The organism is Sphingomonas qilianensis (assembly GCF_039614825.1).
Classification (GTDB): Bacteria; Pseudomonadota; Alphaproteobacteria; order Sphingomonadales; family Sphingomonadaceae; genus Sphingomonas; species Sphingomonas qilianensis.
Genome location: NZ_JBDIMF010000004.1, coordinates 65,289 through 88,624, shown reverse-complemented (window position 1 = coordinate 88,624; position 23,336 = coordinate 65,289). Strand labels below are relative to the sequence as shown.

Here is a 23,336-nt window from a genome sequence, read left to right as displayed (position 1 = left end):
GCATTCATCGGGGCGTATTTCGTTTAGAATTTGGCGCGCAGCCCGAAATTGAAGCTGCGACCAAAGGTGTGGATCTCGCTCACGTCATCGCGGGTTCCGGCGTAGGAAATCTGCCGGGCGTTCAGGACATTGGTAGCCTGCACGAAGGCCTCGACATTCTGGCGGATCTGATAGCTGGCTCCCATGTCGACGATGCCGAACGCATCCTGGTAGTTGCCCACCACGTCCTCGATCGTCGGCAGGGACGTCACCGTCGCGCCCGCATCGGTCAGGTACTTGCCACGATAGGTATAGCTGGCGTTGATTTCAAACGGCCCGCTTTCGAAGAACGGGGTGATGGAGTAGCTGATGTCCGATACACCCTGCATCCCGGCATTCTGGACGCCGCGCCCGGCAAGGTTGAGTTCCAGCTTCGACGTGGCGAAGGTTGCCGTCGCCGTCACGCCCAGGCCGAACGGCAGCTTGTTGGTATAGCCGAATTCGAGGCCCGAGATCTTCGCGTCGCCGACATTGGTGGGGGTGGCGACCAGAACATCGACCGGCAGCGTCGTCCCGTCGCGCACCGCGAACGCCAGCGAGCGGGTTTCAAAATCCGACGCGATGTAATCGCTGATGTTCTTGTAAAACGCCGCCGCTGTGAATGCGCCGAACCTGGGGAAATACCATTCGAACGACGCGTCCAGGTTCCAAGACGTATAAGGCCGGAGATTGGGATTACCCGCGGCCGCGGTCAGGTTAATCGACGGATCCCTGAGCGCTGCTGCACCTTCGTTGAAGATGCTGGTCACCGTCACGCTGTTGGTGTTGATCGAATTGCGCAGCTCAGACAGCGACGGGCGCGTCATCGTGCGCGCGGCGGCGAGGCGGAACTGCACGCCATCGGTGATCTTGAAGTTGGCGTTCGCGCTCGGCAACCATTCGGCATAGTGGGCCCTGGTGGTCAGCGGCGTGACTTCGGTGGTCACCCTGCCATTTGCCCCCAGCACGGGCGACACCGTGGTGCCATCGACGGCTGTGGACGTCCGGACATAGCGCAAGCCGACATTGCCGGTGACCGGGATCGTACTGACCGAGGAAGCAAAATCGACCCGGCCATAGCCCGCGACGATTTCCTCGCCGATGCGATAGGAGTTCTGCAGATCGGCCGCCGTCGGGGCGAGATCACTGGCACGCGGATTCACGCCGTCAAACTCGCCGTTCAGGACATAGGCACTATTGAACAGACCCCAGTCGACATTGGTCCACCGCTGAAAGTGCGCGATCGACTGGTCGAAGGCGTTGGCGGGCACCGGAAAGCCGAGGAACGCACCCGTCTGCGTGGTGCCGGGACGAAGCTGGGTCGTGCTGCGGTCGCGGCGCTGGTAATCGCGCGAGCGATCCGAATACTGGCCACCGAAGGCAACGCGGGTGAAGCGGAAGCCGTCCCCGCCGAGATCGACGTCGCGCGAGATGTTGAGCACCCCCGTCTTGTCCTGATCTTCCGAATTGATCGGCCGCACCGCAAAGCTTTCATAGCGCATTTTCGACGGATCGGTCAGGTCGAGGCTGGTCTGCAGTACCTTGATACGCGCATCGTCGCGGATCCCACGGAAATCGAAGGTCAGGTCACCGCCGGCCCCATCGGCGGTGCGATACTGCACGCGCTGGATCGGTGTATCGAGGTCGCTGCGGGCGCGGGCGTAGCTGACCCGCGGCTCGATCCGCCAGCCGCCGAGGTCGAGCCGCACCGTGCCGTTCAACTGCATATTCTCGTGCGACTGGTCGAGATATTCGCTGTAGTTGCGGATACGCGCGCCGCGGATCGTGCCCGCCACCAGCCGGCCGTCCTCGACCACCGCCGTTGCGCGGTCGAGGCGTGCGATCTGACCCGCGATGTAATAGGTCAGGCGCCGCTCATAGGTTTCGTTGTTGAAACGCGAATACAGCCCGTCAATGTCGAATTCGAGATTGGGCGCGGGACGCCACTGCACGCCGATCACGCCGCTGATCCGCTCGCGATTTTCCTGCTCGAGATAGGGCTGGAAGTCACCCGGCGCCTTGACCGTGCCAAGCCCCGGAATCGCCAGGTCCTGCCAATAACCGCGGACGCGGTCGAACTGCACCTCGCGTTTGGAATAGGAAACGCCTCCGACGATGCCGAACGTCTTGTCGGCATTGCGCCAGCTGGCCGACAGGCTGCCGTTCGGATTGACCGTGTCGGTGCGTTCTTCATACCCGGCAAAGGCCGTCGCGGCGACGAACGAGTCGCGATTCAGCGGCTTGATCAGCCGGATGTCGACCGTGGAGCCGATGCCGTTTTCGACCAGATCGGCGGTCGGCGACTTGGTGACGACGATGCTGTCGATCAGCGTCGCCGGCAGCACCTGCAGGCGGAACTGGCGGCCAGACTGGCCCGAATTGCGGATGTTCTCGTTATAGGCCAGCGGCATCCCGTCAAAGGTCACGGCCTGGAAATTGGGCCCCAGGCCCCGCACGCTGATGAACTGGCCTTCGCCGGCTTCGCGCACGATCGTGACGCCGGGCACGCGCTGCAACGCTTCGGCCACGTTGAATGCGGGCAGCTTGCCGATGTCGGCGGCGACGATCGAGTCGGAGATCGAATCGGCATTGCGCTTTACGTCCAGCGCGCGTTCGACGCCGTTCGAAAACTTCGCGGTCACGACGATATCGTCACCGGCGGGGGCGTCCTCGGGGGCGGCCGGCAGCGTTCCGACGGCCGCCGCCGACCGAGGGCGAACGATCAGCGCGCCCGCAGCATCGCGGGTAACGTTCAGCGACGTCCCGACAATCAGGCGGCGCACTGCCGTTTCGGTATCGAACTCGCCTGACAGCGCAGGCGCGCTCAGTCCCGCTACGGCCGTCGGCGTGAACAGGATGTCGTTGCCGCTCTGCCGGGCAACCTGCTCCAGCGCCCGGTCCATGGGCTGTGCGGCAATATCGATGCGGGCGCGTCGCGCGCTGTTCTGCGCCTCGGCCGCAGCCGATACCGAACAAGCCGTCAACACGAGCACAAGCGCCGCCGACCGGCGAAGCTGTCGTTTAAAACTCGTCATGGAAGGTCCCCGTTTCGCGCTCCCCGCGAGCGCCCCCTCCTCGACGACGAGCAGGCGGGATTCCTCACCCCCTGCTGAAAAAAAGATCAGGCCATATGAAAAATCCGCACGGACTTGGCGTCGGCCTGCACGCGCACGGGCAGCAAAATGGCGATAGACCGGGCAAAAGCCTCGGGGTCGCCGACGCGGTACATTCCGCTCAACCGCAACCCGCCCACCTGCGCGTCGGCCACTACCAGTGGACGGTTCGTGTAGCGGTTCATCTCGGCGACGGCCTGCGACAGCATCTCGTCGCGAAATGCCAGGCGACCGTCCTGCCAGGCGATCAGATCCTGCAGGTCGGGCCGGTCTACCCGGTCGGTGCGCCCATCGGTCATCACCATTCGGTGCCCGGACTCCAACGCAAGCGTGGCCCCGCCGGCCAGGATCTGCGGGGTGCCCTCGATCGCCGTGAACGCCACTCGTGCGCCATCGCGCCGTACGTCCACGTGCCCCGCTGGCAACGACGCGCGTTGTGCCCCTGCTTCGATCAGAAAGGGACGGGCATCCTTTGCCACGTTCAGGTCGATGCGCCCGTTGCTGAGCGACAGGATGCGGGTATTGGCATGGGGACGGAAGCGGAAGCGGGTGGCCGTGTCGAGCATGACGCGGGTGCCGTCTTCCAGCAGCAGACGACGCTGCTCGCCCACATCCGTCTGATACACACCAGCCACGGCCTCCCGCCAGCCAAACCCCGCGCCGCCCGCCACGACGATCGTGGCGGCGCTGGCCAGCACGGTTCGGCGCGATACGTGCGGGGTGCTGGTCGCCGGCAAAACACCCAGCCCACCCACCGATTCCCAGATCGTGGACGCACGTTCGAACGCCGCGGCATGATGCGGATCCGCGTTCAGCCAGGCACGAAACGCCGTTTCGTCGTCGGGCGTGCGATCATCGGCATGCAATCGCGCCAGCCATTCTGCCGCCTGCCGGTTCGTATTTTCCGGCCCGCGGCGAAAGCTCACGTCACCAATCCTCCATCCAGTCGGTCAGATGCGCCATTGCCCGCGCGATATGCTTCTCAACGGCGCTCTGGCTGATGTCGAGCTCTGACGCGATTTCACGATACTTACGACCACCCAGCCGGTGCATCAAGAAAATCTCTCGGGTGCGCGGGCTTAGCTGCGCCACACCGCCCCGCAGCCGTTCCAGGCGATGCCGCGCGATCAGCGCTTCGTCCTGCAGCGGCCTGGCATCGGCAACCATGGCTTCGGCCAATTCCAGCGAGACGGACACCCCCCTGCGCTGTTCGCGACGATAGGCATCGATCCCGCGATTGGCGGCAGCGCGGGCAAGCATTGCCGGGGCATTCTCCGCGACCGTCTTGCGCTCCGCCAGGCCGATCCAGGCATCATGCAGCAGATCCTCGGCATCGTCGCGCCGGGTCATGCGGGCAATCTGCTCGCGCAGCCGCGACCAGCCCGCGCCTAGCATCCCCGCACAACCTGAAGGTTCCCGCACGCCCATGGCGTGGCGGCTAAATGCTTTCTGGTACGGTTTCGTGACAGTCCGGTGCATTCCAGGTGACGCTGCCCGTCAATTGCGAATATAAATCGGATTGGAATAGAACCACAGGTCCTGCCACGGGTCCTCTCCCGGCGTATCGACTGCCGGTTCGCCCTCGCGGGTGCTCGTGCCGCGGACCCGCACATAGCCGGCGGCCTGCGGAGCGGACATGCTATAATCAACGACATAGTCGTCCCCCTCGCGGCGCCATTCCCCGGCCCCGAAGCGATGCACGAGATGCGTCGGATTGTGGTCGCCGGGCTGGTGCGTCACGCTGCCGGCGATCAGGTCGATATGATCGACCTTTGGCACCGCGCCGCTGGCATTGGCCGCCCGCGCGGGACGAAAGCGGATCGTTACACTCATCGCCTCGCCGGGCGCGACCATCAGCGTATCGCCCGCGGCGGCCCGCCGCGACGGTGCCTTCGCGCCCGCTGCCGTCACATCGAGGCGGTCGATCAGCCCACCCGTCGCCACGAACACCCGGCCTGCGCGCAGGCCATCGAGGATGTCGGTGGAATTGGGGGCCGCCCAGACCCAGGTCTTGGTATATTCTCCGGGCCAGAAATCAGCGCCGCCCTCGCGCCAATGGCCGTGCGAGTCCGAGCTTGCGGTAATCGTCCAATGCACCCCCTGAGCCAGCATCGCGTCCCATGCCCCGCCCAGCGTCGCCACCATCTGGTCATAACCGCCCATTGTCGGAAAGCCGCCGTACAGGCCGCGCGAGCCATGGGCTGCGTCCAGCCCTGGCTTCGGCCGTGCTGCCTGATGGCCTGGCGCACCCTCCATGCCGATCGCCACGCGTGGGGCAGCCTTGTGCCACGCCAGATACTCGGTCGGCGTGTGCATGCCCCAGCGGCCGAGCCCGGTCGCGGTACGGGAGGGATGGTTGCCGATCAGTACCGGCACGCCCGGCAGGGCCGCCATCGCATGCAGCGCCTCGATCATGCGTGGCTTGGTGTTTTGCGCAGGATCGGCAGGAAACGCCTCGCGCTTGCCAAAACTGCCTTCGATTCGGCGCAGGGCGTCGCGTTCTCCCGCATCGATCGGCAGGATCAGCGTGGCATGCTCCCCCCCGGGCACGTCGAATTCCGCGCCATAGAATAGCGTGAGGCCCGGCACCGCACGACGCGCGGCGATGACATCGGGCCAGGCGCGCGCATGGTTCAGTGCCGAATGCCCTGGCCCACCATGATCGGTAGCGACGATCCAGTCTAACCCGAAGGATCGTGCCATTTGTGCGTTCTGCTGAATCGTGTGCGCCGAATCGCCGCCTATGATCGGCGCGGGCGGTTGATCGGGCCTGGCGGGATCAAGGGAATAGCGTGCGCTGTACACGCTGTGCACATGATGGTCCCCCGCGAGCCAGCGCCGCGGTTCAACCGACTGCGCCGTAACGGGCGCGGCAAGCCCCAGCATCGACAACAGAACAAGCGTTGCGCGTCGGTTCACACATCCTCCAAAAACAGCCCGCCGATGCCCTTGGGGCCGATGTGCGACAGCTATATGACGCCGATCGCGCACAGCGAGCGGATTGGTCGGCCAAGCATGCTATCTGGCGCCCGGAAAGGTGGTTCGGGGAGGATTCTGAACGCGCGGCCGCAGAATGACGAATATGGCCGCTCGGGTGTTGTAGTCGTCGACCCAGTGTGCGGGAATCGCGCGACTGGCAAACTGTGAAGAACAGTGTTTCATTGAGCAGCTCGTCGCGCCTGCGACCGTTGCAGCTATCGACGAACCGTTCTGCGTCGTCTTGCGCGGCGCAATATAGTGCTACGCCATCCCGGAATCGCCTGACCACGCCAGCGCCGCGTTCGAGGTCAGCTCGGTGCCCACGAGCGATACCGCATGCTTGTGCGATCCGCCCCGACGACCACACCCCTCCGCAGTGATGCTAACGATGCTTCGCATCGCCGGAACCTTGGGCTGCTCCGCCTGCCGCTCGCTCATCTCCAGCGCCGTCTGAAGATGTGTGACCGCTCCCCGCTTCGCCGCTGCCGCCGGCATAGATCCGTTACCACCGCGCCCGCTTCGGCTTCCTTCGGGAGGCCGATGGTCTGCTCTTCGGAAAAACTGCTTCCGCTTCATCTGTCCGTCCCTTTTCCGGTGTCGGACTCTAGCTCCAACTTTAGGAAAAACGGGGGTCACATCAGGCCCGACGCCAACCTCTGCGTAAGGTCGATCTGTCACCCCTCAAAGAAGGATAGGCCAATCCCAACACCCTGAAGTGCGTTGCGCATCGAGTAAGGGCTAAGGCCTGGCGAGCGATAGGTCCCCAGCGCCCACCGAAGGGCAAATGTGTCGGGCAGGCGCGTCGATCGTCGCACCACAATGGGACCACTTCGCCGTTTGCGAGGCGGAACTCCGCGACGAGGTCGGTCTTCCTTTACACTTTTCACCGCCGGCTAGCCGCGCCGCTTCCCGATCTCTCATGGCGACCGTTACCACGCCGACGTTTACCAAAACATCAGCGAAATTACTTAGTTTCAATGCTTTAGCGCATCGAGCCGGACCCTCTCCGCTTCGCCTGCCTTATACCGCGCTTCGCCTGCGACCTACACGCGCATCGGCATCAACACGTACAGTGCCGAGCTCTTGTCATTCTCGCGGATCAAGGTCGGCGCGGCGGCGTCGGCGAGATGGACTTCGATCGTGTCGCCATCGAGCTGCCCCAGGATATCGAGCAGATAGCGGCTGTTGAAGCCGATCTCGAACCCGCTGGCGACATATTCGCCGGGCACTTCTTCCGCCGCCGTGCCGTTTTCCGGGCTGGTGACGGACAGGATGATCTTGTCGCGATCAAGCGCCATCTTCACGGCGCGGGTCTTTTCGGTGGCGATGGTCGATACGCGATCAACGCCTTCCTCGAAGCTGCGCGGATCGATCTTGAGGATCTTGTCATTGCCGGTCGGGATGACGCGGCTGTAATCGGGGAACGTGCCGTCGATCAGTTTCGACGTAAGCAAGGCCTGGCCGAGATCGAAGCGGATCTTGGTCGGGCTGAGCGACACGCCGACCGAGCCATCGATCTCGTCGAGCAATTTGCGCAGTTCGGCGATGCATTTGCGCGGGATGATCACGTCGGGCATCGTCTCCGCGCCATCGGGGCGCGGCATGGTGACGCGGGCGAGGCGGTGGCCATCGGTGGCTGCGGCCTTCAGCACGGGCAGGGGATCGTCCGAGACGTGCAGGAAAATGCCGTTGAGATAATAACGCGTCTCTTCGGTCGAGATGGCGAAGCGCGTCTTGTCGATCAGTTGCTTGAGCGTCTCCGCGGGCAATTCGAACGACACGGGCAGTTCGCCCTCGGCGATGACCGGGAAATCGTCGCGCGGCAGCGTGCCGAGCTGGAATTTGGCGCGGCCGGCCATAATCGTCATCTTGCCGTCGGCGGCGGCCAGGCTGACCTGGCTGCCTTCGGGCAATTTGCGCGCGATATCGAACAGCGTGTGCGCCGAGACGGTGGTCGCGCCGGGCTGATCAACCGCGGCGGCGATCGTTTCGTTGATCTGAAGATCGAGATCGGTGGCCATCAGCTTCAAACCGCCCTCGGCGGTCGCCTCGATCAGCACATTGGACAGGATCGGTATCGTATTGCGGCGCTCGACCACGGACTGGACATGGCTCAGCCCCTTCAACAGGGTTGCGCGTTCGATCGTCGCCTTCATTCTCAATTCCCCCGGGCCGGCCGCCGGAAATGCGTGCCGTCCGCCAATTTTGCAACCCGCCAAACGTGTAGAGTCGGGGGTATTGTCCGTACTGCAACCTTAACGAAAAAAAGGGCCGGAGCAAGCGCTCCAGCCCTTCCTGCTGTCCGACATAGGGCGGCCAGGGCCGCCCGCTCGCATTCTATTTTAGAAGCGCACGCCCACGCCGGCGAGCACCTGGTGACGATCGAGATCGATATCGACATCGCCGCCGTCCAGATTGTTGTAGTTCGAATAGCGATACTCGGCCTTCACATAGGCATTGCCGCTCATCTTATACTCGAGGCCGGCACCCAGGCGATAACCCTCGGCATCTTCCTTGTCGCGGATCGTGACGACGCCCGCGGTGTAGCGCGATTCGATCTGCGCGTTGGTGTAACCGGCCTTGGCGTAGATCATCGCCACCGGCGAGATGGCATAGCCGAGACGCGCACCGGCATAAAGATCGCGGCCCGCCTTGACGCGGAACCGATCGCCGGCCGCCAGCACGTTGGCGTCATCCGACTTGGTCGTCGCGCCGGTCAGTTCGCCTTCGACGCCAAGGATCACGCCGCCGACCTGCGCGTCATAACCAATCTGACCGCCATAGACGACGCCGTCCGACCCATTCTCGCCACCGAGATGATCATAGCCGGCAATCGCTTCGACGCGCGGGCCCGTGAACGGTGCGGCTTCGACCGGCACGTCTTGCGCGAACGCCGGTGCGGCAAGGCCAAGAGCGAGGACGCCGGTCGCGGCGGACAGAGCAAATTTACGCATTGGTGTAACTCCAGTTGGACAATCCCGCCGTCTGCGCGGCTGGGAAGGGGTAAATAGGCGCGCCGATCGGGCTTTGCATGAACCTCAGATAAACACGAAAAAACGTTGCTTTTGCGCCACATGGGGTTGAATGCCGGGGCATGGATGCCAACGCCCCATTGCCGCCCAGAAGTGGCCGCGATTTCATCGCCCGGCACGGCGAAACGGTGTTCAATGCGGCGCAGCGGCTGCAGGGCGATGCCGCGCATACCCCGCTGACGCGCGCCGGCTTTGCGCAGGCGGAGGAGATGGGCCACGCCTTGCGCGCCGAACTGGGGGCGAAACCGGCGCTCAGCCTGTGGGCGTCGCCGACCGGGCGCGCGCTGCAGACGCTGGCGGTGATCGCCGAACATCTCGAGCTCGATTGGCATGCGGCGCAGACCGATGCGCGGCTGGGCGAGATCGGCATGGGGAGTTGGGGCGGGCGTTATTATGCCGAGGTGATCGCTGATGTCGGCCCGGTGTTCGATCCGGTCAGCAGCTTGCTGCGCCAGGCGCCCGACGGCGAATCGTACAGCGAGATCGCGCTGCGCGTCGGCGGCTGGCTGGCCGATACGGCGGCAGAGGATGGCGACCGGCTGGTGATCATGCACGGGATCTCCAGCCGTGTGCTGCGCGGCGTGATGACCGGCGCGGGAGAGGTGGCGGGTTTTGGCGCGCCGGCCTTGCCGGGATTGCCGCAGGGGTCGGTGGTGATGATCGCTGGCGGCGTCGAACGGCTCGTGCATCGCGGCACGGGCGGCGGCGGGGCGTGAGGCGCTTGCTGCTGCTGGCGGTGCTGGTGTCGGCGCCCGCGGCGGCCAGGGAGTCGCTCGGGGTGTTCGATCGCTGGGGCGCGTTCAGCGATTCCGTGCCAAGGCGCTGTTATGCGATCGCGCAGCCGATCCAGGCGGGCGGCGCCGCACGCTGGCGCCCGTTTGCCAGCATCGCCACGTGGCCGGGCCGCGGCGTGCGCAACCAGCTGCACATCCGCCTGAGCCGCGAGCGCGATGCGCGGGCACGCGTGACCCTGTCGGTCGGCGAGCGCCGCTTTGCCCTGGTCGCGGGGCGTGCCGATGCCTGGTCACCGGATCGGCGCACCGACGCCGCGGTGGTCGCGGCGATCCGCTCGGGGCGCAGCATGAGCGTCGAATCGCTGGGCAAGAACGGGCGGCCCTTCGCCGACGTGTATACGTTGCGCGGCGCGGCGACGGCGATCGACGCCGCATCGATCGGCTGCGCGCGGTAGCCAGTGTCGTCACCCCGGACTTGTTCCGGGGTCCGCTGCGCCGCGCGGCTTGCCCGTAATCAGGGCGGGCTGCGCTTGCCGCCCGGCGGACCCCGGAACAAGTCCGGGGTGACGTTGGGGGGTGGGGCGCGCGACAGCGCAGAATCGCCGAACTGGAATTTGCCGGCATTTTCGACTACATGCGCGCCATGCCCAATCATGCGACGACCCTCATGCCCATTCCGGGGCATATCGATCCTGTACCCGTGCCCCGCGCGCTCAAGCCCCGCGCCGACGGGCGGATCGATCTGCTCGGCCTGTCCAAGCTCGATCTGCGCATGGCGCTGGAGACGTCGCAGCTCGAGCCCAAGCAGGCCAAGTTGCGTGCCAAGCAATTGTGGCACTGGATCTATAATCGCGGCGTGACCGATTTTGCGCTGATGACCGATATCAGCAAGACGATGCATCCCTGGCTGGCCGATCGCTTCGTTATCTCGCGGCCGCAGGTGGTCGAGGCGCAGGTGTCGACCGATGGTACGCGCAAATGGCTGCTGCGCTCGGATGACGGCCAGGATTACGAGATGGTGTTCATCCCGGATGCCGATCGCGGCACCTTGTGCGTCTCGAGCCAGGTCGGCTGCACGCTCAATTGTCGTTTCTGCCACACCGGCACGATGCGGCTGGTACGCAACCTCACCGCCGGCGAGATCGTCGGGCAGGTGATGCTCGCGCGCGACGCGCTGGGCGAATGGCCCAGCCAGCCCGAGGGGCGGATGCTTACCAACATCGTGATGATGGGCATGGGCGAGCCGCTTTATAATTTCGACAATGTCCGCGATGGCCTCAAGATCGTGATGGACGGCGAAGGGCTTGGCCTGTCGCGCCGCCGCATTACGCTGAGCACCTCTGGCGTGGTGCCGATGATGGCGCGCGCGGGCGAAGAGATTTCGGTCAACCTCGCCATCTCGCTCCACGGCGTGACCAAGGAGGTGCGCGACGAGCTGGTGCCGATCAACCGCAAATACGGGATCGAGGAGCTGCTCCAGGCCTGCGCCGATTATCCCGGCACCAATAATGCGCGGCGCATCACCTTCGAATATGTGATGTTGAAGGACAAGAATGACAGCGATGCCGACGCGCGCGAACTGGTGCGCCTGCTCAAACATTATGATCTGCCGGCCAAGGTCAATCTGATCCCGTTCAATCCCTGGCCCGGCGCGCCATATGAATGTTCGACGCCGGAGCGGATCAAATCCTTCTCCAACATCATCTTCGACGCCGGCATTTCGGCGCCGGTGCGCACGCCGCGCGGGCGCGATATCGATGCGGCATGCGGGCAGCTGAAGACCGCGAGTGAAAAGATGTCGCGTGCCGAGCTCGATCGCCAGGCCGAGGAAAAGCTGACCGCGCTTGGCTGATATCGGATTGGCGACGATCGCGCTGATGGCCGGTGCGGGCGTGCTGGGCGGCGCGATGAACGCGCTGGCCGGGGGCGGGACGTTTGCCACGCTGCCTGCGCTGATCGCGCTGGGGCTGCCGGCCAATGTCGCCAATTCGACGTCGAATGTCGCGTTGCTCCCCGGCGCCGCGACAAGCGCCTGGGGCTTTCGCGACGAATTGGGGCCGGTGGGCGGGGTCGATGTGCGGCTGCTGGGCGGCATCACCTTTATCGGCGGGCTGGCGGGAAGCGGTCTGCTCGTCGTCACGCCAAGCGATGCGTTCGATCTGATCATACCCTGGCTGCTGCTGCTCGCCTTCGTGGTTATCGCGTTCGGCGCCAGCGCGGCGCGCTGGCTGCATGCGCGCGTCTCGATCGGGCGGCGCAGCCTGGTCGCCGGGCAGGTGTTGCTGGGCATTTATGGCGGCTATTTCGGCGGCGGCGTGGGGATGATGACGACGGCGATGTACGGGTTGCTGGCCAATGTCAGCCCGCGCGCCTTGTTCGCCCCGCGCACGCTGATGCTGGCACTCGCCAATGCCGCGGCCGCAATCGTGTTTGTGTGGGCCGGGCTGGTTGCTTGGGCCGCCGCCGTGCCGATGCTGGTGGGCGCGGTGCTCGGCGGCTGGCTGGGAGCGAAGGTGGGCAAGAGATTGCCCGCCTGGGCGGTGCGCGGCTGGACGTTGTTCGTCACCGGGGCCACGACCGCGGTGTTTTTCTGGCGGGCGTATTCCTGAGGCCTGCGTCATCCAGCGAACGCTGGGATCTCCAGCGGCATTGCGGGACGAGAGCCGCATGAGACCCCAGCGTGCGCTGGGGTGACGTTTGGGGAACTTTGCGGCCTATCCCGGCCGGCGCATCTGGAACAATTCGCCCGCCTCGAAATAATCCGCCGGCCCGCCGCCGCGCATGATCGGGCGGGCGCGAGCGGTCTGGTACACCCCGTCCTCCAGCATCGCGGGATCGATGTGCACGCCGATCGCCTCGCCGATCACCAGCCACTGATCAAGCGTACGGCCCTCCTTCGTTTCCAGCTGGATCAGCTGCGTCAGCCGGCACTCAAACGTTACCGGGCTGGCGGCGACACGGTGCGGCGCGATCAGCCGCGAGGGCAGCGTCTCCAGCCCCGCCGCGTCGAATTCATCGACCTTTGAATCGGTAGCGGTTGCGTTCATCGCCTCGGCCAGCGGGCGCGTGGCGAGGTTCCACACGAACTCCTTGGTCTCGGCGATATTGGCGACGCTGTCTTTCCAGCCGATCGAGGCGAAGCCGATCAGTGGCGGGCGATAGCCGAACAGGTTGAAGAACGAATAGGGCGCGATGTTGCGAATACCCGCGGCACTCATCGTGCTGATCCAGCCGATCGGGCGCGGCGCGACGATCGCGTTCAGCGGATCATGCGCCAGGCCGTGGCCGTTGGCAGGCTCGTAGAAATAGGGATCGGTCATAAAATCGTACCCGCGATCGAGGAATTGGCAGTTCTAGAACGGCGCAGAACGCGATATGCAACCACTATGATCGAGACATCCCCCAGCGGCGCGCCGGCGGCGCCCGGCACGACGATCTACCGCCATGCGCTGGCCACGCGGCTGTGGCACTGGGTGACGGCGATCGCGATGTTCATCATGATCGGCAGCGGCATCGGCATCCTGAAAGCGCACCCGCATCTCTATTGGGGGCGCTACGGCGCCAATTTCGATACGCCGTGGCTGTCGCTCAGCTGGATGCCGCCATGGGTGAGCACCGGGCTCAACATCCTGACGTTGCCGAGCAGCTACAATCTCGCGCTGTCGCGGCGCTGGCATCTGCTGTTCGCGCTGGTGCTGTCCTTCGCGTTGCTGGCGTTCATGATCGTCAGCCTGATCAATCGCCATTTCCAGCGCCAGTTGCGCGTGCGCGCCGGCGAGCTGGCACCGCGCCACGTGCTGCATGATCTGCGCGAGCATCTCGCGTTGCGCTTTCACGATCCGGCCAATCCCAGCGCGTATAATATCTTCCAGAAGCTGTCCTATGTCGGCGTGATCTTCGTGGCGCTGCCGCTCGTCATCCTGACCGGGCTGACCATGTCGCCGGCGCTGAACGCGGCGTGGCCGTGGCTGCTCGAGCTGTTCGGCGGGCGGCAATCGGCGCGCTCGCTGCATTTTATCGCGGCCTTCGGCATCACCGTCTTCATCGTCGTGCATCTGACGTTGGTGATCCTGGCCGGGGCGGGGAACGAGCTGCGTTCAATGATCACCGGCCGATGGCGCGTGCCGGGGGACGAGGCATGAGCCTGATCACCAGGCGCGGCCTGATCGGCGGTGCGGCGGCCTCCGCCGGATTGCTGCTCAGCGGGTGCGACAAGCTGGCGCAGAACGAGCAGTTCCGCAAAATCCTGTTTTCGGGCGAGAAGATGAACGAGGGTTTGCAGCGCGCCTTGACCAATCGCGCCGCGCTCGCGCCTGAATTTCGCCCCGATCAGATGTCGCCGGTGTTTCGCACCAATGGCACGCGCAACCCCAACACGCCCGAATATACCGCGCAGGCGGCCACACGCTTCGCCGATTGGCGGCTGATCGTGCAGGGGCTGGTGACGCGGCCGCTGACGCTGTCGATGGCCGACATCCGCGGGCTGCCGCAGCGGACGCAGATCACGCGGCACGATTGCGTCGAAGGGTGGAGCGCGATCGGCAAATGGGGCGGACCAAAGCTCTCGACCGTCCTCGACACCGCCGGCCTGAGCGCGCGCGCGCGCTACATCGTCTTCACCTGTGCCGATCTCTATAATGGCGTGCCCTATTATGAATCGATCGACCTGATCGATGCGCGGCATCCGCAGACCATTCTGGCGTGGCACCTGAACGATCGGCTGCTCGATATCGGGCATGGCGCGCCGCTGCGGCTGCGCGTCGAGCGGCAATTGGGCTACAAGCACGCCAAATATGTCATGCGCATCGATGCCGTGGCGAGCCTGGCCGGGATCGGCCGCGGCAAGGGCGGTTTTTGGGAAGATACGGTCGATTACGATTGGTATGCCGGCATTTAAACCATTACGCACGCCCCATGGCTTTGATCGATCTCTTCCTCGCCCGCCGCGTCAAACGCGGCCACCTCACCGTCCACCACGCCGACGGCAAGATTACGCAGTTCGGCACGCCGGACCCCGAATTTCGCGATGTGACGATCCGTTTCACCGACAAGGGGGCGGCCAATCTCATCGTCCGCAACCCCGGGCTGGGCGCGGCCGAGGCGTTCATGGATGGGCGGCTGATCGTCGAGCAGGGCGATATCCGCGATCTCGTCAACCTGTTGTCGGGCAACGGCAAATGGGAGGACGGCAAGCGCACGCTGAAGCCGCATCCGCTGCGCGAGGCGGTCGCCTCGGTGACGCACCGGCTCAACCGCATCAACATGACGCGCAAATCGAAGCAGAACGTGGCGCATCACTACGATCTGAGCGATCGGCTGTACGACCTGTTTCTCGATGCCGACCGGCAATATAGCTGCGCCTACTTTACCGATCCAGGCAACAGCCTGGGACAGGCGCAGGACGACAAGAAGGCGCATATCGCCGCCAAATTGGCGCTGAAGCCCGGCATGAAGGTGCTCGATATCGGCTGCGGCTGGGGCGGCATGGCGCTGTATCTGCACGCCAAGACCGGCGCCGAGGTGCTGGGCGTGACGCTATCCGAAGAGCAGATCAAGGTCGCCAAGCGCCGCGCTGAGGAAGCCGGCGTGGCCGACAAGGTCAAATTCGAACTGATCGATTATCGCCACGTGACCGGCACGTTCGATCGCATCGTTTCGGTCGGCATGTTCGAGCATGTCGGCCCGGCGCATTACAAGGCCTTCTTCCGCAAATGCCGCGAGCTGCTGACGCCTGAGGGCGTGCTGCTGATGCACACGATCGGGCGGATGAACGGCCCCGGCGTGACCGACGATTTCACCGCGAAATACATTTTCCCCGGCGGCTATAATCCGGCGCTGTCGGAAATCGTGAAGGGGTATGAAGGCCTCAAGATGTTCCCCACCGATATCGAGGTGCTGCGGCTGCATTATGCCTATACGCTGGACCTGTGGTACGACCGGACGGTGGCGGCGAAGGCGCAGATCGTCGCGTTGTACGACGAGCGTTTCTATCGCATGTGGACCTTCTACCTCGCCGGCGCGAGCCAGGCGTTTCGCTATGGCGGGCTGGTCAATTACCAGCTGCAGATGTCGCGCTCGCGCACGGAGTTGCCGATCACGCGGGATTATATGGTGGAAGAAGAGCGGCGGTTGCGCGGAGCTTGAGCGCTCCGGGTGGTCGACCCATTCAGGGATAAGCGGTGCGCATATAGTCGAACGCCTCGCCGGCCAGGATCTCCAGCACCGCCGTATCCACGTTGGCGAGCTTCTTGATGTAAAGACACCCTTTGCCCGTCGAATGCTTGCCCAGCCGGGCGAGCAGATCTTCGTAGCGCGGGAAGCCGCCGGGGATGTAGAGCACGGTCTGCGCCTTGCGCGGCGAGAAGCCGATGCGGCACATCTCGCCCTCGCGCCCGCTGTCGTAGCGATAGTGATAGGTGCCGAAGCCGACGATGGCCGGCTCCCACATGCGCGCCGGCTCGCCGCTCACCCGCGCGAGCATGTCGCACACCGCGCGCGCATCGTCGCGGCGCTGCGCCGGTTCGACCGCCGCCAGGAAGTCGGCGACGCTCATTTCCGTCGCCTGGGTCTTGTTTGCCGCCACGATACCTCTCCGGTTGCGCGCGCTTGCCCGCTCGCATAGGGCGCGGGGCCTGTAGCTGAGGATGGAATCTATGACCGACGAAATCAACCGTCCCGCCGGCGACGCCGGCATTAATCGCGTCGTGCTGGCCTATTCGGGCGGGTTGGACACCAGCGTCATCCTGAAATGGCTGCAGCAGACCTATAAGTGCGAAGTGGTGACCTTCACCGCGGATCTCGGCCAGGGCGAGGAACTGGAGCCCGCGCGCAAGAAGGCCGAGATGGCGGGCGTAAAGCCCGAGCATATCTTCATCGACGATCTGCGCGAAGAATTCGTCGGCGAGTACGTGTTCCCGATGATGCGCGCCAACGCGATGTACGAGGGCCTGTATCTGCTCGGCACGTCGATCGCGCGGCCGCTGATCGCCAAGCGCCAGATCGAGATCGCGCGCATGCTGAACGCCGATGCGGTGAGCCATGGTGCGACCGGCAAGGGCAATGATCAGGTGCGCTTCGAGCTCGGCTATTACGCGCTCGCGCCCGATATCAAGGTGATCGCGCCGTGGCGCGAATGGGACCTGACCAGCCGCACCAAGCTGATCGAATTCGCCGAGCAGCACCAGATTCCGGTGAGCAAGGACAAGCGCGGCGAAGCGCCGTTCTCGACCGACGCCAACATCCTGCACACCTCGTCCGAGGGCCTCGTGCTTGAAAATCCGTGGGATGAGGTGCCGGACTATGTCTATTCGCGCACCAACAATCCCGAAGACGCGCCTGACACGCCCGAATATATCACGATCGATTTCGAGCGCGGCGATGGCGTGGCGATCAATGGCGTGGGCATGAGCCCTGCGACGCTGCTGGCCACGCTCAACGATTATGGCCGCACGCATGGTATCGGCCGGCTCGATCTGGTCGAGAACCGCTTTGTCGGCATGAAATCGCGCGGCATGTATGAAACGCCGGGCGGCACGATCTACAATCTCGCGCATCGCGGCATCGAGCAACTGACCCTCGATCGGGGTGCGGCGCATCTCAAGGACGAACTGGCACCGCGTTATGCCGAACTGATCTATAACGGCTTCTGGTTCAGCCCCGAGCGCGAGATGCTGCAGGCGGCGATCGATCACAGCCAGGAAAAGGTGTCAGGCACCGTGCGGCTTAAGCTCTACAAGGGCAATGTCTCGGTGGTCGGGCGCAAATCGCCCAACTCGCTGTATTCGGAAAAGGTCGTGACGTTCGAGGACGATCAGGGCGCCTACGACCAGCGCGATGCCGCGGGCTTCATCAAGCTGCAGGCGCTCAGGCTGCGGCTGCTGGGGCGGCGGGATCGGTAAGCCAAGAACTGACGCAACGTTAACCAAATGTCAGTCGAATGTCCCCCAAGGTGGTTCTGTCCGATCTGTGGGGGATGAATAGATGCTTGGTGCCGTTCATGACAAACTTGTCTTCGGCCGACGGATTCGCACGCTCGGGCGGGTGATTGCCGAACGCCTTCCGTCTGGCGCGCGGGTCCTGGATGTCGGCTGTGGCAGTGGCGATCTCGCACAGCTGCTGATGCAGTTGCGTCCTGACGTGAAGATCGAGGGCATCGACGTGCTGATCCGCCCGGATACGGCGATCACGGTGCACCAATATGATGGGCAGACGATCCCGTTTGCCAATAATGCTTTCGATGCCGCGATCGTCGTCGATGTACTCCATCACACCGACGATCCCGCGGCAGTGATGACCGAGATTGCGCGCGTCGCGCCGGTCGTGATCGTCAAGGATCATCTGCGCGACGGTATTGGTGCGAGCTTGACGCTGAGTTTTATGGATTGGGTCGGTAACGCCGCCCACGGCGTGCGCCTCCCCTATAATTATCTGTCACGCCGCGAATGGGCCGGGATCTGGGATAGACTGGGGCTGCACACGCGTCAGTTTAGCACAAAATTGGCACTGTACCCGCGACCCTTTAGCTGGCTGTTCGATCGCCAGTTGCATTTCGTGACGATCCTGTCCCGTTAACCTAGCGCAGCGTACAAAAGGGCGCGCGGGAAGGCGCGCCCGTTTCAATTCTGCGTCTTGGACGATCAATGTGGCTTACGCCTCAGGTGATCCGCGTATCGACCAATCCAATCAGGAAGCTGGTAAATACGGTCTGTAGTCCGAGCAGGGTCGCCACCATCGCCGGGATGGCGAGCCGCATCAGGGCAATACCGTCCATGGGGCCGAACCCGGTGGTAGCCCAGCCGCCGATCAGCAAGGTAGCGCCGCTGATCCCGGCCAGCGTCAGTACCCCGCCGGCGAGCGCACCACGCTCAACGCTGAAGCGCGCACGAAACCATTCGACCCGTCTGCTGGACGGCCACAAATTGCTTGCCACGCCGTAAAGCCTCGCGATCACGCCAAAGCTGATCAGCTGGCTACCGAGCAATAGCAACATGGCCGCGAACAGCATCGTCGTCGCGCTGAGCTCGATATGGCCGAGCGTCACACTGCCAGGCGCCAGCGTTGCGATGCCTGCCACGCCGAAGGCGGCGCAGGCAAGGCCAGGATATACGAACAGGAAGCGCGGCGCATAGGTGAGCAGGAAGCGCAGATGACGCCAGCCATCGCGCCACGTGCGCAGATGCGGTGCGCGGCTGCGGCCATCGGGTGACAGTGTCGTCGCCACTTCGCACACGTCGAGCCGGTGCATCACCGCCTTGACGACCATCTCACTGGCAAATTCCATGCCGGTGGACCGCAAACCAAGTGCAAGAATTGCGTCACGTCGGAAGCCGCGCAGTCCGCAGTGGAAATCACTGATCTTGTTGTCGAATAGCACACGTCCAAGGAAGCTGAGCACGGGATTGCCGATATAGCGATGCAGCGACGGCATAGCGCCGCTGGCAATGCCGCCCAAGAAACGGTCGCCCATCACCAGTTCGCCGCCGGCGCGCAGTGCATCGACGAACGGTTGCAACGCCCTAAAGTCGTAGCTGTCATCGGCGTCACCTATGATCACATAGGTCCCGCGGGCGGCGGCGATCCCACCGATCAGCGCCGCGCCATAACCGCGCGCCTCGACCGCGACAATCCGCGCGCCCATGGCATTGGCAATCTGGCGCGATCCGTCCGTCGAGCCGTTGTCCGCGATGATGACTTCTCCGCGGACGCCGCTTACTTCGAGATATTGTTGCGCCTTGCGAATGCATACGGCCAACGTCTCTGCTTCGTTGAGGCAGGGCATGACGATCGACAGTTCGATCGAATCGGGTGCTGGACCGCGAGCCGGCGCACGCGCCGGCAGTGTCTTGTCGAGCTCGATCGCCGTGGATGTCCGCACCGGAAATTCTCCCTAAGTATTACGCTAGGGGCGAACCATAAAAAGAAGGTTAACCATTGCCTGTTAGGCGACATGCTCACGCCCAAGGAAATTCCTGCATGTCGGAATCGCTGCCCGTCGCACCGTTGCTTATCGATCCGCCGGCTTCCAATTTATCACTTTCCCGCGCTACGAAGCGCCGGGCCATTGTGATCGACCTGATCGTAGCGGTATTGCTGGGCGTCATGCTGAGCACGGCCTGGGCCGCCAATGATTGGTCTAAACTACGGTGGCTGGCGCTCCCCGATACCGATGATATGATGCGTCTGGCACAGGTTCGGGATTGGCTGAATGGGCAGGCGTTCAACAACTGGACGCAGTATCGGCTAGCCCCGCCGCATGGCGTGCCAATGCATTGGTCGCGGATCAATGACCTTGGGCTGGCGGCCATCATTCTGGCCGCTACTCCATTGGTCGGGCGCCATCAGGCGGAGTTGATCGCCGTTCTTGCTTATCCAGGATTGCTGTTCATCATCAGCATCTTCTTGTCGGCGCGCATCGCCCGGCACTTGTGGTCGCCCGAGGCGGCTACCGTTGCGGCGGTGTTAGCCGCCTTGGCAGTTCCCGGCACCAATCTGTTCGTTCCCGGCCGGATCGATCATCATGCGTTGCAGACGGTGATGATTGAACTTGCCGTCTTGGCAATGGTGCGCGGACCGTCGCTGCGCAACGGTCTTGCGGCGGGCGTGGCGCTGGCCATCAGTTTGGTCATTGGGCTCGAAACCGCGCCCCACGTCGCGACATTGATCGCGGTGGCGGGGCTGATCTGGGTTGCGTGCGGCATCACGGAGCGTCGGCGGCTGGCCGGCCTGGCGAGCGGTATGGCGGCAGCGACCTTATTCAGCCTGGCATTCCTGAGGCCGTCTTATTGGTCGGCGGCTTTATGTGACGCCTTCACCCCGGCATCGGCCAGCACTGCACTGCTGGTGAGTGTCGCGCTGGGCGCGCTGGCGCAGGCAACGCCATATCTTCGCGACTGGCGCTGGCGCTTCGGCATGGCGGTGATCCTAGCTTCGGGGGCGGCGGGCATCGTGCTGATCGCGTTTCCTACGTGTCTCGCCGGTCCCTACGGCGCGATGGACCCGTTTCTACAGCGCGAGTTCCTGGCGCATATCACCGAGGCACAAGGCTTGTTGAAGCAACGGCCCCAAGTGTACTCGATCGGGTTGGGCGGACTGCTGATGGCCGGTTTTTCCACTACAATCTGGATGTTGTGGCGCAGCCCTCGGATATGGCCATTGCTTGCGCCACCGGCGGCGATCGTCATCGTGTCTGCGTCAATTACGCTTTTCCAGGTCCGCGGTACCTATATCGGTACGCTTTTGTGCGCACCGATCCTGGCTGGACTTGTGCTGGCTGCGCGTCGACGGGAGCATGGGCGGGCGGCGGCGCTGATCGGTGCATGGCTGGTCTCGGCAGGCATATTGTATGGCTTCGTGTCGGCGACCCTGCTGGCTAGTAAGTCGTCAACCGTCGAGAAATCTGCTTCGTTGGGTGGAGAGTGCAAGACCGGCGATGTCTGGCATCAGATCGGCCTTTACCCAAACGGCGTCATTCTGGCGGCGGCCGATCTTGCGCCGTATCTGATCGGAGGGACGGAAATGGCCACCGTCGGCGCCGGGTATCATCGCAATAATGACGGTATCATGGACACCTACCGCTATTTTTTGCACACACCGAAGCAGGGCCGTCCGATCGCCGCCAAGTGGCAGGCCAAATACGTGGCATTCTGCCCGGGAGATTTTGATGAAATGAAGGCTTATACGCACTACCCAACCAGCCTCGCCACACTGCTCCATCAGAACCGCCCGCCGCCTTGGCTGAAACGACTTCCCTTGCGCGGCACCAGCTTACGGCTTTATCGGATCACGCAGCACTGAATGCAGAGTGGCCAACAAGGCGGGCGTGGATGACCGGCGACAAACTTCACTGGTGGCAGACGCGCTGGTTCGTCGCCTTGATGGTGCTCGTCTCGATCATACCGCTGATCAAGCCCGATATCCCGCCGCTGGTCGATCTGCCCGGCCATATGGGGCGGTTTCGTGTGCAGCTCGAGATCGGGCAGGTGCCGTGGCTTGCCGACTGGTACAATTTTCAATGGTCGCTGATCGGCAATCTCGGCATCGATCTGCTGGTCGTGCCGCTGGCGCCGGTGTTCGGGCTTGAACTGGCCGTCAAGCTGATCGTGATGGCGATCCCCGCGCTTACCGTGCTCGGATTGCTCTGGATCGCGCGCGAAGTACATGGGCGGATCCCGGCGACCGCCTTGTTTGCGTTGCCGCTGGCGTACAGTTTTCCGTTCCAGTTCGGCTTCATCAATTTCGCGCTGTCGATGGCGCTGGCGCTCAACGCCTTTGCCTTGTGGCTGCGGCTGGCGCGGCTCGGCAAGCTGCGCTTGCGCGCGATCATCTTCGTGCCGCTCTCCTGCCTCGTGTGGTTGTGCCACACGTTCGGCTGGGGCGTGCTCGGCGTGCTGGCCTTCTCCGCCGAGATGATCCGTCAGCATGATCTGATGACCGAACGGCGTGGCGCCGCCGGTTTGTGGGATCGCATCCGGCGCGGGCATTGGATCGCCGCCTGGTGCAAGGCCGGGCTGCACTGCGTTCCGCTGGCGCTGCCGATGGTGCTGATGATCGTGTGGCGGTCGGGGGATCATGTCACCGGGCAGACGGCGGACTGGTTCAACTGGCGGGCCAAGTTCGGCTGGCTGACGATGGTGCTGAAGGATCGCTGGCAAACGTTCGATATCGCCTCGATCGCGTTGCTGCTGGTGATCCTGGCCAAGGGGCTGCGCAACCCGGCGTTCGGCTATTCGCGCAATCTGGCGCTCTCCGCGTTGTTCCTGCTCGCCGTGTTCATCGCCCTGCCGCGCATCGTGTTCGGATCGGCCTATGCCGATATGCGGCTTGTGCCGTTCATGCTGGCGATCGCGCTGATCGCGCTGCGCCCGCGGCCCGGCCTGTCAGTACGTGGCGCAACGCTGGTGGCGGTGCTCGGTTGCGCCTTTTTCCTGGTGCGGATCGGTGCGGGGACGGTGAGCTACTGGATGTTCGACGAGCGCTACGACCGTGAATTGAAAGCGCTGGATCACGTGCCGATCGGCGCGCGGCTGATCACCTTTGTCGGCGAGCAATGCGGCAATCGCTGGCTGATGAGCCGAGTCGAACATTTCCCGGCATTGGCGCTGGAGCGGCGGCTGGCCTATTCGAACGATCAATGGTCGATGGCCGGCGCGCAGTTGCTGACCGTCAAATATCTGCCCGCCGGGCGCTTTGCGCATGATCCGTCGCAGATCGTGACGAGCATCCAATGCCCGCGCGAATGGTGGCGCCCGATCAACCGGGCGCTGGCGCGGTTTCCGCGCAATGCGTTTGACTATGTCTGGCTGATCCAGCCGCCGGCTTACGATCCCAAGTTCAACCAGGGGCTGGTGGAGGTGTGGCGCGACGGGACGAGCGTGTTGTATCGCATCGATCACAGCAAGCCGGGCGTGTTTGTCAGTGACGCGGAGATCCATCCGCGGATCATCTGGCGCGCGCCGTTCTGA

20 protein-coding genes and 1 pseudogene are annotated in these 23,336 nt (G+C 63.9%); 11 read left to right on the top strand and 10 right to left on the bottom strand.

Going from position 1 to position 23,336, the window contains the following annotated elements; genetic code table 11:
* Window positions 1-23: 23 nt before the first annotated feature.
* The 7 genes and pseudogenes from ABC969_RS10645 to ABC969_RS10615 form a co-directional block, all read right to left on the bottom strand.
* A complete protein-coding gene (locus ABC969_RS10645; protein ID WP_345864830.1) occupies window positions 24-3,053 on the bottom strand; it encodes a TonB-dependent receptor in 3,030 nt (1,009 codons plus the stop codon).
* Between the two features lie 86 nt (window positions 3,054-3,139).
* Window positions 3,140-4,057, bottom strand: a complete 918-nt coding sequence (locus tag ABC969_RS10640) for a FecR family protein (protein ID WP_345864829.1) — start codon at window positions 4,055-4,057, stop codon at window positions 3,140-3,142.
* A gap of 1 nt (window position 4,058) precedes the next feature.
* Window positions 4,059-4,481, bottom strand: a complete 423-nt coding sequence (locus tag ABC969_RS10635) for an RNA polymerase sigma factor (RefSeq protein WP_345864827.1) — start codon at window positions 4,479-4,481, stop codon at window positions 4,059-4,061.
* Window positions 4,482-4,628: 147 nt separating this feature from the next.
* Window positions 4,629-5,834, bottom strand: coding sequence for a phosphoesterase (locus ABC969_RS10630; protein WP_345864825.1), 1,206 nt, complete (start codon window positions 5,832-5,834; stop codon window positions 4,629-4,631).
* 371 nt (window positions 5,835-6,205) lie between these two features.
* Window positions 6,206-6,443: pseudogene (locus ABC969_RS10625) on the bottom strand (integrase core domain-containing protein); the annotation flags it as partial.
* A gap of 710 nt (window positions 6,444-7,153) precedes the next feature.
* The gene (gene dnaN / locus ABC969_RS10620; protein WP_345864824.1) at window positions 7,154-8,266 is read right to left on the bottom strand and encodes a DNA polymerase III subunit beta; all 1,113 of its coding nucleotides are present in this window, start codon (window positions 8,264-8,266) and stop codon (window positions 7,154-7,156) included.
* Between the two features lie 186 nt (window positions 8,267-8,452).
* On the bottom strand, window positions 8,453-9,064 hold the full coding sequence (locus ABC969_RS10615) for an outer membrane protein (protein ID WP_345864822.1): 612 nt from the start codon (window positions 9,062-9,064) through the stop codon (window positions 8,453-8,455).
* Between the two features lie 140 nt (window positions 9,065-9,204).
* On the opposite strand from ABC969_RS10615, the gene ABC969_RS10610 reads away from it, so the two are divergent.
* From ABC969_RS10610 to ABC969_RS10595, 4 genes are all read left to right on the top strand, one after another.
* Window positions 9,205-9,858 carry a histidine phosphatase family protein gene (locus tag ABC969_RS10610; RefSeq protein WP_345864820.1) on the top strand — a complete coding sequence of 218 codons (654 nt, stop codon included), beginning with the start codon at window positions 9,205-9,207 and terminating at the stop codon, window positions 9,856-9,858.
* Window positions 9,855-10,331 (top strand): hypothetical protein, encoded by a 477-nt coding sequence (locus ABC969_RS10605; RefSeq protein ID WP_345864818.1) that lies wholly within the window; start codon window positions 9,855-9,857, stop codon window positions 10,329-10,331. Before ABC969_RS10610 ends, ABC969_RS10605 begins: the two co-directional genes overlap by 4 nt.
* Before the next feature lie 188 nt (window positions 10,332-10,519).
* A complete protein-coding gene (gene rlmN, locus ABC969_RS10600) occupies window positions 10,520-11,728 on the top strand; it encodes a dual-specificity RNA methyltransferase RlmN (protein ID WP_380808374.1) in 1,209 nt (402 codons plus the stop codon).
* The gene (locus ABC969_RS10595; protein WP_345864816.1) at window positions 11,721-12,485 is read left to right on the top strand and encodes a sulfite exporter TauE/SafE family protein; all 765 of its coding nucleotides are present in this window, start codon (window positions 11,721-11,723) and stop codon (window positions 12,483-12,485) included. The genes rlmN and ABC969_RS10595 overlap by 8 nt, the downstream gene beginning before the upstream one ends.
* A gap of 105 nt (window positions 12,486-12,590) precedes the next feature.
* Here the strand turns inward: ABC969_RS10595 and ABC969_RS10590 are convergent, their stop codons facing one another.
* Window positions 12,591-13,196 (bottom strand): flavin reductase family protein, encoded by a 606-nt coding sequence (locus ABC969_RS10590; RefSeq protein WP_345864814.1) that lies wholly within the window; start codon window positions 13,194-13,196, stop codon window positions 12,591-12,593.
* Between the two features lie 66 nt (window positions 13,197-13,262).
* Between ABC969_RS10590 and ABC969_RS10585 the strand changes: the two genes are divergently transcribed.
* Genes ABC969_RS10585 through ABC969_RS10575 form a run of 3 tightly spaced genes read left to right on the top strand, consistent with a single transcriptional unit; the run spans window position 13,263 to window position 16,020 of the window.
* Window positions 13,263-14,018: a cytochrome b/b6 domain-containing protein gene (locus tag ABC969_RS10585; RefSeq protein ID WP_345864813.1), complete on the top strand. Its 756-nt coding sequence runs from the start codon at window positions 13,263-13,265 to the stop codon at window positions 14,016-14,018.
* Complete coding sequence (locus ABC969_RS10580; protein WP_345864812.1) at window positions 14,015-14,773, top strand: molybdopterin-dependent oxidoreductase; 759 nt, start codon at window positions 14,015-14,017, stop codon at window positions 14,771-14,773. Before ABC969_RS10585 ends, ABC969_RS10580 begins: the two co-directional genes overlap by 4 nt.
* A 17-nt stretch (window positions 14,774-14,790) precedes the next feature.
* Window positions 14,791-16,020: a class I SAM-dependent methyltransferase gene (locus ABC969_RS10575; RefSeq protein WP_345864810.1), complete on the top strand. Its 1,230-nt coding sequence runs from the start codon at window positions 14,791-14,793 to the stop codon at window positions 16,018-16,020.
* Window positions 16,021-16,042: 22 nt separating this feature from the next.
* On the opposite strand, the gene ABC969_RS10570 is transcribed toward ABC969_RS10575, so the two are convergent.
* Window positions 16,043-16,429 (bottom strand): DUF1801 domain-containing protein, encoded by a 387-nt coding sequence (locus tag ABC969_RS10570; protein WP_345864808.1) that lies wholly within the window; start codon window positions 16,427-16,429, stop codon window positions 16,043-16,045.
* Window positions 16,430-16,529: 100 nt separating this feature from the next.
* On the opposite strand from ABC969_RS10570, the gene ABC969_RS10565 reads away from it, so the two are divergent.
* Window positions 16,530-17,774, top strand: coding sequence for an argininosuccinate synthase (locus ABC969_RS10565; protein WP_345864807.1), 1,245 nt, complete (start codon window positions 16,530-16,532; stop codon window positions 17,772-17,774).
* 82 nt (window positions 17,775-17,856) lie between these two features.
* Window positions 17,857-18,447, top strand: a complete 591-nt coding sequence (locus tag ABC969_RS10560; protein ID WP_345864805.1) for a class I SAM-dependent methyltransferase — start codon at window positions 17,857-17,859, stop codon at window positions 18,445-18,447.
* A gap of 82 nt (window positions 18,448-18,529) precedes the next feature.
* Here the strand turns inward: ABC969_RS10560 and ABC969_RS10555 are convergent, their stop codons facing one another.
* On the bottom strand, window positions 18,530-19,750 hold the full coding sequence (locus ABC969_RS10555; RefSeq protein ID WP_345864803.1) for a glycosyltransferase family 2 protein: 1,221 nt from the start codon (window positions 19,748-19,750) through the stop codon (window positions 18,530-18,532).
* A 98-nt stretch (window positions 19,751-19,848) separates the two neighbouring features.
* Here ABC969_RS10555 and ABC969_RS10550 point away from each other — a divergent pair, with 98 nt between their 5' ends.
* Together ABC969_RS10550 and ABC969_RS10545 are read left to right on the top strand one after the other, a co-directional pair.
* Window positions 19,849-21,669 (top strand): hypothetical protein, encoded by a 1,821-nt coding sequence (locus ABC969_RS10550; protein ID WP_345864801.1) that lies wholly within the window; start codon window positions 19,849-19,851, stop codon window positions 21,667-21,669.
* 29 nt (window positions 21,670-21,698) lie between these two features.
* Window positions 21,699-23,336 (top strand): hypothetical protein, encoded by a 1,638-nt coding sequence (locus ABC969_RS10545; RefSeq protein WP_345864799.1) that lies wholly within the window; start codon window positions 21,699-21,701, stop codon window positions 23,334-23,336.

Coding starts and splice junctions, on each gene's coding strand:
- ABC969_RS10610 (WP_345864820.1), top strand. CDS start 9,205: ATGGATGCCAACGCCCCATTGCCGCCCAGAAGTGGCCGCGATTTCATC.
- ABC969_RS10615 (WP_345864822.1), bottom strand. CDS start 9,064: ATGCGTAAATTTGCTCTGTCCGCCGCGACCGGCGTCCTCGCTCTTGGC.
- dnaN (WP_345864824.1), bottom strand. CDS start 8,266: ATGAAGGCGACGATCGAACGCGCAACCCTGTTGAAGGGGCTGAGCCAT.
- rlmN (WP_380808374.1), top strand. CDS start 10,520: ATGCCCAATCATGCGACGACCCTCATGCCCATTCCGGGGCATATCGAT.
- ABC969_RS10580 (WP_345864812.1), top strand. CDS start 14,015: ATGAGCCTGATCACCAGGCGCGGCCTGATCGGCGGTGCGGCGGCCTCC.
- ABC969_RS10545 (WP_345864799.1), top strand. CDS start 21,699: ATGACCGGCGACAAACTTCACTGGTGGCAGACGCGCTGGTTCGTCGCC.
- ABC969_RS10560 (WP_345864805.1), top strand. CDS start 17,857: ATGCTTGGTGCCGTTCATGACAAACTTGTCTTCGGCCGACGGATTCGC.
- ABC969_RS10645 (WP_345864830.1), bottom strand. CDS start 3,053: ATGACGAGTTTTAAACGACAGCTTCGCCGGTCGGCGGCGCTTGTGCTC.
- ABC969_RS10635 (WP_345864827.1), bottom strand. CDS start 4,481: ATGACCCGGCGCGACGATGCCGAGGATCTGCTGCATGATGCCTGGATC.
- ABC969_RS10630 (WP_345864825.1), bottom strand. CDS start 5,834: ATGGCACGATCCTTCGGGTTAGACTGGATCGTCGCTACCGATCATGGT.
- ABC969_RS10570 (WP_345864808.1), bottom strand. CDS start 16,429: ATGAGCGTCGCCGACTTCCTGGCGGCGGTCGAACCGGCGCAGCGCCGC.
- ABC969_RS10565 (WP_345864807.1), top strand. CDS start 16,530: ATGACCGACGAAATCAACCGTCCCGCCGGCGACGCCGGCATTAATCGC.
- ABC969_RS10575 (WP_345864810.1), top strand. CDS start 14,791: ATGGCTTTGATCGATCTCTTCCTCGCCCGCCGCGTCAAACGCGGCCAC.
- ABC969_RS10590 (WP_345864814.1), bottom strand. CDS start 13,196: ATGACCGATCCCTATTTCTACGAGCCTGCCAACGGCCACGGCCTGGCG.
- ABC969_RS10550 (WP_345864801.1), top strand. CDS start 19,849: ATGTCGGAATCGCTGCCCGTCGCACCGTTGCTTATCGATCCGCCGGCT.
- ABC969_RS10585 (WP_345864813.1), top strand. CDS start 13,263: ATGATCGAGACATCCCCCAGCGGCGCGCCGGCGGCGCCCGGCACGACG.